Source organism: Micromonospora sp. NPDC050417, assembly GCF_044458865.1.
GTDB lineage: Bacteria > Actinomycetota > Actinomycetes > Mycobacteriales > Micromonosporaceae > Micromonospora_G.
On sequence record NZ_JBITIH010000053.1, the window covers coordinates 1 to 7693 of the forward strand.

General features: G+C 68.9%; 6 protein-coding genes. 4 read left to right on the forward strand and 2 right to left on the reverse strand.

The window, feature by feature from the left end; translation table 11 throughout:
- Window positions 1-102: 102 nt before the first annotated feature.
- The 3 genes from ACIBF5_RS32420 to ACIBF5_RS32430 all read left to right on the forward strand — a co-directional run bounded on the left by ACIBF5_RS32420 (window position 103) and on the right by ACIBF5_RS32430 (window position 2759).
- Window positions 103-1080, forward strand: a complete 978-nt coding sequence (locus ACIBF5_RS32420) for a hypothetical protein (RefSeq protein WP_396816708.1) — start codon at window positions 103-105, stop codon at window positions 1078-1080.
- Complete coding sequence (locus ACIBF5_RS32425; RefSeq protein WP_396816709.1) at window positions 1077-2339, forward strand: adenylosuccinate synthetase; 1263 nt, start codon at window positions 1077-1079, stop codon at window positions 2337-2339. The genes ACIBF5_RS32420 and ACIBF5_RS32425 overlap by 4 nt, the downstream gene beginning before the upstream one ends.
- A gap of 90 nt (window positions 2340-2429) precedes the next feature.
- Window positions 2430-2759 (forward strand): hypothetical protein, encoded by a 330-nt coding sequence (locus tag ACIBF5_RS32430; RefSeq protein ID WP_396816710.1) that lies wholly within the window; start codon window positions 2430-2432, stop codon window positions 2757-2759.
- A 9-nt stretch (window positions 2760-2768) separates the two neighbouring features.
- Here the strand turns inward: ACIBF5_RS32430 and ACIBF5_RS32435 are convergent, their stop codons facing one another.
- Window positions 2769-6065 carry an AAA family ATPase gene (locus ACIBF5_RS32435; protein ID WP_396816711.1) on the reverse strand — a complete coding sequence of 1099 codons (3297 nt, stop codon included), beginning with the start codon at window positions 6063-6065 and terminating at the stop codon, window positions 2769-2771.
- A 358-nt stretch (window positions 6066-6423) separates the two neighbouring features.
- On the opposite strand from ACIBF5_RS32435, the gene ACIBF5_RS32440 reads away from it, so the two are divergent.
- Window positions 6424-7146 (forward strand): alpha/beta fold hydrolase, encoded by a 723-nt coding sequence (locus ACIBF5_RS32440; protein ID WP_396816712.1) that lies wholly within the window; start codon window positions 6424-6426, stop codon window positions 7144-7146.
- 227 nt (window positions 7147-7373) lie between these two features.
- Here the strand turns inward: ACIBF5_RS32440 and ACIBF5_RS32445 are convergent, their stop codons facing one another.
- Entirely contained in the window at window positions 7374-7589 is a 216-nt protein-coding gene (locus ACIBF5_RS32445) for a 2TM domain-containing protein (RefSeq protein WP_396816713.1), read from the reverse strand.
- Between the last annotated feature and the right edge of the window lie 104 nt (window positions 7590-7693).

Sequence of the window (7693 nt, forward strand, 5' to 3'; positions counted from 1 at the left end):
GACCGGACTTCCACCGGCAAGCGACGACGAGCTTGCGAAACAAGCCATCAACCAAACATCTGATCAACCACCTATCCCTACTGGACGCACAGGAGACTGATCATGGGTAGTGGACACTGGTCGACCGACGTGTACGGCGCCGCCGCCAGCTACCGCGCGGCCACGGGGCGCAGCGCGTTCGCGTACAGCGACAGCGGGGCCCGTCAGGTGCACGAACGGCTCGACCCGCGCGGGGTCGACGTTCGCGAGAGCCGGGACAGCGACGAGCACCCCCGGTCGACACCGATCGCGGTGCTCTTCGACGTCACCGGTTCGATGGGCAACGTACCCCGGACTTTGCAGGGCAAGTTGCCGGAGCTCTTCGGACTGCTGATGCGCAAGGGGTACGCGACCGACCCGCAGATCATGTTCGGTGCGATCGGCGACGCCACCTGCGACCGGGTGCCGTTGCAGATCGGGCAGTTCGAGTCGGACAACCGGATGGACGACGACCTGGGCAGCATCGTGCTGGAGGGCGGCGGCGGTGGGCAGCGCACCGAGTCCTACGAACTGGCGATGTACTTCATGGCCCGACACACCAGCCTGGACAGTGTCGACCGACGAGGCCGCCGTGGCTACCTGTTCCTGATCGGGGACGAACTGCCCTACCCACAGGTGAAACCGACCGAGGTACGCCGGTGGATCGGTGACGAACTCGCCGAGCCGATCCCGGTCGCGGCGATCGTGGCCGAGCTGCGCCAGCGCTTCGAGGTCTACTACATCCTGCCCAGCGGGGCCAGCTACGCCGGCGACCCGGAGATCCTCGGCTACTGGCGCCGGCTGCTCGGCCAGCACGTCATCGAACTGGACGACCTGGACGCGGTCTGCGAAACGATCGCGCTCACCGTCGGCCTCGGCGAGGAGGCCATCGACCTGGCCGAAGGGCTCAACGACCTGGACGACATCGGGTCGACCGCGACCGGCACGGTCGGCAGGGCGCTGGCGACCATCGGCGCCCCGTCCCGTGCCGGCGTGGTCCGGACCAGCCTGCCCGACGGCCTGGACACCGACGGCCCGGACGACGGGCTGGTGCGGTTGTGACCGGCCCCGGCCGACACACCGTGGTCGTCGACCTCGGCTACGGCGACGCCGGCAAGGGCACGGTGGTCGACCTGCTATGCGCCGACGGACCGGTCGGCGCGGTGATCCGGTTCAACGGGGGCGCCCAGGCGGCGCACAACGTGGTGACGCCGCAGGGGCGCCACCACACCTTCGCCCAGTTCGGGTCGGGCACCCTGCACGGGGTGCCCACCCACCTCTCCCGGTTCGTGGTGGTCGACCCGCTGGCCCTGGCCGCCGAGGCCGAGCAGCTCAACGCCATCGGCGTACCCGACCCGTTCGGACTGCTCACCGTCGACGCCGAGGCACTGCTCAGCACCCCGTGGCACGTTGCCGCGAACCGGTTGCGCGAGCGGGGTCGGGGGGCGAGCCGGCACGGCTCCTGCGGCATGGGGGTCGGTGAGACCATGGCGTACGCCCAGCGTCACGCCGACGCCCCTCGGGTCGGTGACACGCTCGACCCGCCCCGGCTGCGACGCCGCCTGGTGGCCGTACGCGACCGACTCACCGACGAGCTGGGCGAGCTGGGTGGGCCACCACTGGACGACGTGGTGTCGGTGTTCCGGGCGTTCGGCACGATCGTGTCCATCGTGGATGGGCCGGCGACCCGGCGAGAGCTGCTCGACGCGGGCCGGTGTGTCTTCGAGGGGGCGCAGGGGGTGCTGTTGGACGAGTGGTTCGGGTGGCACCCGTACACCACCTGGTCGACGACCACGTTCACGAACGCGGAGACGCTGCTGACCGAGGCGGGTCACGAGGCGCGGCGACTGGGGGTGGTGCGGACGTACACCACCCGGCACGGCGCCGGGCCGCTGGTCACCGAGGACTCGACACTGACCCGGGCGCTGCCCGACCGGCACAACGCCACCGGACGGTGGCAGGGTCCGTTCCGGGTCGGTCACTTCGACGCGGTCGCCCACCGGTACGCGGTCGAGGTTGCCGGCGGTGTCGACGCGCTCGCGGTCACCCATCTGGACGCCCCGGGTCGGGCACCGGAGTTGGCCATCTGTCCCGAGTACGTAGTCGACGGTGCGTTCCTGGAGCGGGTGGTGCCGGGCGAGCGCGGCGACCTCGCGTACCAGGAGCGGTTGACCTCCCTGCTCGGCCGTGCCCGGCCGGCGCGGCTCGACCGGCCCGCGCATTGGGCGTCCGCGATCGGCGCGCTGCTCGACGCCCCCGTCGTGATCGAGTCGTACGGCACGAGCACCGCCGACAAACGCATGTTGGCCGCCACCGGGTGACAGGCGAATCTCGTCTGTTCAGCCACCTTGTCAACGGTCGATGTACGGATAGACGATGGTCGCAGCATTCCTGTGTTGAGGAGGGCTGCGATGCCACAGGTCATTCACCACCCTCGGGTGGCATGGGACACCGCTCGGGTCTTCGTGGCGGCGACCGAGACCGACGAGGTCTTCGGTTGGGTCAGTGAACGGCTCGCCTCGATCCTCGGCCCGGAGCACCGGCGAGAACTCACCGACACCCGCGCCCGGCTCCAGTGGCCGACGGTCGCGAACGCCGAGGCGGTCGAGGCCGGCCGCTGGCGGGTCCGCCTGGAGGACGCCCTGGCAGCCCGTCCGGAGGCGGCCGAGCCGCTGTGGGAGCTCGCCGCCGTCACCGCCACCCGCCTGCGCGGCCACGAAGGTGCGGCGGACGCACGGTGATATCAGAGATCATCGGCCCGGACTGAGCTCGGCGAGCAAGTCGTTGGCGCGCGTCGCGAAAAGGTGGGCTTCGCGCTCCTGCGAAAGGATGAGCGCTCGACGGGCGGCGCGCACGGCGGACTGGACGTTCCCGCCGGCCTGGAGTGCCTTCGCGCGGATGAGGAAAACCAGGCCCTCCGCATACCGTTCGCCGTACATGTCGATGAACGTCTCGGCCTTGTCCAATGCGGTCATGGCGGCGGAGGGATCGTCGGCGCAGAGCTGAATCTCGGCAAGAAGTGCGTACCAGGTGGCCAGGTTCGATCGAGGTGGGTCGACCAACTTCGTCTCGATGATGCGTTCCACCTCCATGGCCGCCGTGACTGGGTCACCGCCGGACATGGCCCTCGCCCAGTGCCTCGCGAGCCGCGGGTAGCTGCCGGAGAACGTGAAGGAGAAGTCCGGATCAGCGTTGATCGCCGTCTCAGCGGCCCGCAGCGCCCAGACGGAGTCTCCCGCGGCGGCTGCTGCGGTGACCACGAATGAGCCCCAAATGCTGATGGCATAGGGGTCGTCGCCGGCGTCGGACTCCACCACGTCAAAGAGCCGGCGCGCGGCGACCAGGTCGCCGTGTAGCGCGGTGTTCAGCGCCAGCATGACCGGCGTCATCATCTGCAGGCGGTGTCGCAGCGGCTCGGCGTCTCGCTGGGCACGGATGAGCGCGTCGGACTGGCTCAGGTTCCGGTAGGCCTCACCGACGTTGCCAGAGCTCCACTGGTGGACTCCCCACGCGTGATGGCCGGAAGCCTGGACGACCGGGTCCGAGGAGCGCTGCCCACGATCCAGCAGGCGGCGCGCGAGGCGCCCAGCAGCCGCGAGCTGGATGCCCTGGGCATGAGCCAGGAACCGGGAGAAAAGGAAGCCGGTAGCCTCCCGTTCGTGGCCGAGCGACCGCGCGACCTCCTCGGCGCGGCCCAGATGATCCATGATGGCTCCGACGAAACCGGCGTGGATACCCGCGACGGCGGTCAGCTCGGTGAGCGCGGTCAGCTCAAGGTCGAGGAGTCCGGCGCTGCGTGCGATTCGGGCCGCAGTGTCGAGATGCTTCTCCGCAGTCTCGTAGGCAGATCGCCTTGCCGCAATGCGTGCGGCGACAACCAGTGCTTGCGCCGTCCGCTTCGGCTCGGCGAGCGGGCCCGCCGCGCTCAGGTGGTGGGCAAGTGCCTCACCGTGACGCTCGGCCAGTTCCTCGGTCTGCGCGAGCGCCGCCGCGATGGTCAAATGGAACTGGCCTGCATCTGATCGGCTCGTCGAGCGGGCCACTGACTCGCGCACGAGGTCGTGCACGAACCGCCAGTCTCCCAGGGAGCCAGTGGTCGCTTCGACCAGGCCGAGTGCTTCAAGGGCCTCCAGGCGAGTGAGGCACTGCGACGCGTCGAGGTCGGACGCGCTCGCTAACAGGCGGACGTCGATGTCGCGGCCCATCAAGGCCGCGATTTCGATGAGACGACGTTCCTCGTCGTCGAGCCTGCTCGTCCGGTCCCGAACGATGTCGCGCACGGTGGACGGGACGGCGGCTTGGGCTGCCGCCTGGTCGGACAGGTGGTCTTCCTTGGCCAGAAATCTCGCGAGCTCGCGCACGAACAAGGGGTTGCCTTCGGTGCGGGCCTGGATGCTTCGGGCGACGCCGGGACTTGGAGACTGTCCGGTCTCCTGGCGCACCAACTCGGCGACATCGGACGGGTCGAGGGGACCAAGAGCGATGCGTCGGTGGTGTTCTTGTCGAGCGACCGCCGCCAACATGCGCCCCACGTGTTGGCTGGGCGTCGGGGCGTGGCCACGCAGGCTGCCCACCAACACGCTCCTGGCCGGGAGCGACTCGGCAAGGTGTGCGAACAGTTGAAGCGAGGCAGGGTCTGCCCAGTGAAGATCATCCACGACCACCACCAAGGGCTGGCGTGCAGCGGCTGCGCCGAACAGTGCGACGACATTGCTGTACAGACGGAACTGCGCTCGGGCGTCTGGCCGGGTCCGGACTTCGACACCCCGCGTAGGGCGTTGCAGCAGGTCCCCAAGTTCGGTGGTCCAAGGCGCCCGGTCGTCCTCCGGCAGCGCCGCGATCATGGCCTCGACAATCTGGACCCACGGCCACATCGACGGGGTGCCCTCACCGTCCTGGCATCGACCCCAGAAGGTAAGGGCACCGTCCGCGGCGGCCTCGTCGGTGACTTCGCCAAGCAGCCGGCTCTTGCCCACTCCTGGTGAACCCTCGACGAGTACGACCTGCCCTCGGGCGAGGACGGCCGAGTCGACGGCATGACGGAGGAGGGCAAGTTCCTCCTGTCGCCCCACGAGGCGATCGGGTCGGCTGTCGGCACGTTCTCGCGTTCTGTTCGAGGAGCGCACGCCGGACTCGGAGCCACGCGCGACCTGTGGGAAGAGGCTGGCGAAGCGCCGTGTAGTCACGGCCTCAGCCTGTTGAAGAACCTGTCGCTGCGCCTCGCGAAGCGCTGGACCAGGATCGACGCCCAGCTCGTCGGCCAGCCTTGCTCGCACCGTGTCAAAGACGGACAGGGCCTCCGCCTGTCGTCCCGAGGCCGCCAGGGTGGTCATGAGCGTCGACTGGATAGTCTCGTCGAAGGGCGCGATCCATGCGGCCAGGCGCAGGGGTTGCACGATGCGCTCAGCGTGACCGCGAGGCACGATAACGCGGGCGGCCTCCACACAGGCGTTGAGCAGTTCGCGGTTGACCGAGGCGAACAAGGGGCCGGCGCTGACGCTGAGGGCTAGCCCGTCACCCGCGGACCCTCGCCACCGCGACAGTGCTTCCTCGTACGCATCGACTCCCTCCTCTAGCTGGTCGGCGTCGAGTGCGGCGCGGGCAAGGCCGAGGAGCTGACGAAATTCAGTCAGGTCGAGTGCCACCTGGCTGTCATCGAACTGGTAACCGCTGCTGCGGCGGTGGAGGTAGGAGCCAGGCGCCCGAGCGGACAGGTTCGGTTCGAGTAGTCGTCGCAACGTTCCGACGTATTTGTGCACGATGTTCAGGGCCGACGTCGGCATGCTGTCGTCCCAGATCAGGCTGATGAGTTCAGAAGCGCTGATCGGTCGACCCGCATGCGTTAGCAACAGGGCCAGTAGGTAGGTCTGCTGCCGCGACCCGGTGTCGACTTCGACGCCGTCACGCCATACCCGCAAGGGACCGAGGACCTGGAAGGTCAGCGAGGCGGCGCCACCCATCGGACGGGCCACGGGTCCGGCGGTAGCGGGCACCACGAGCGTCGGTTCTGTTCCGAGGCTCCGTCGGGAGGGGGAGGCGTCCGCCATCGAGTTTTCCTCAGACCGGGTGGGTATTGGGGGAAGGCTACGCGCTAGCCTCGGCCGTTCAAACGCTGCTGGCTCGCGCGTGCCGGAGTCGTAGGCACGGCGAAGGCCAGCGAACTGGCACGTACGGGGCACCCTGCGATGATCATCGTCGTGGCCGAGGGGCGGATCGTCCAGCCGGAACACCCAGACCCGGTTGTGATCAACCTGACATCGCGGTGAGTCGAACGGCAGGCTGGCCGACTTGACGGCAACTTGACGGTCCGGCGTTCCCGGGGACCACGCGTTCAGTCCCTGTCCACAACACGCTTCTAGCGTCGATGTCGACGAGCGTGTCAGGACCGGAGAAAAGAGGGACGCCATGGTGGCTGGACAGACGAAGCCGACGATCGTACTCGTGCACGGTGCCTTCGCCGACAGCAGCGGCTTCGACGCGATCATCCGGAGGCTGCTGGCCGGCGGGTACCCGGTGATCGCCGCACCGAACCCACTGCGCGGCGTCGCCACCGACGCGGCCGCTGTCAAGGCGCTGCTGGACAGCATCGAGGGCCCCGTCGTCCTGGTCGGCCATTCCTACGGTGGTGCGGTCATCTCCGCAGCCGCCGTCGGGAGCGAGCACGTGCGGGCGCTGGTTTACGTCGCGGCGTTCGTTCCGGACACCGGGGAGGCCGTCGGTGAACTGGTCGCCCGATTCCCGGGCAGTACGGTGAACGAGTCCCTGAAGGCGGTGCCGCTGCCCGACGGGCAGGTCGATCTGTACATCGACCCGGCCGTCTACCACCTCCGGTTCGCGGCGGACGTACCCGCCAGCGACGCCGCAGTGTACGCGATCGCGCAGCGCCCGGCTGCCGCTGCCGCGTTCGGCGAGCCCACGTCCGGCCCGCAGGCGTGGAACACGATCCCGGCCTACAACTTGGTCAGCGGCGCCGACCTGATCATCCCGCCGGCGGCGCAGGAGTTCATGGCCAAGCGGGCCGGTGCCACAGTGCAGCGGGTGGAAGGTGCCTCGCACCTCGTGTTCGTCTCGCATCCGGACACCACGGTGGCGTTCATCGAGCAGGCGGTCGAGGAGACCGTTCGCTGACTGCGCCTCCGTCGCCTGCGGGCCGGTCCGGGACAGCTCTTCGGCGAGCTGTCGGGCCGGCCCGCAGGTGTTCGGGGCCGCCGTCCTGGAACGACTCCCGCACCTCGCAGACTCGTTCGAACGCCCGACGTACGCCGGGTCGCGGGCGGCCAGCCGCTGCGCGAACCGCTGACTGGCCTCGCGCCGAGCATCAGCTCACGCGCGAACCCGGGGAAAGCCGACGGTCGTCAGTACCGCCGGCTGCCACGGGGCGGGGAGGCAACCGCCCAGATGTGGAACGCCAGCCCGACGCCCCACCCCAGGATCGACCACACGGGCCAGAAGTGTTGCTCGGGAGTGAACAGCCACCACACCAAAACCTGAATCACATTCGCGGCGACATAACAGAGAACGTGGATCCGCAGACCCCATCTGACGGCGGTTTCGCTCTTCGTCGAGTTCATGGCAGCACGCTAGACGAGTAAGTCCTATCTCTGGTCAGTGGTCGTAGGCGATCAGGGACCTGGTCACGGGTTGGCCGGTGGTCCGGTTGTGCCAGATGGCGGCG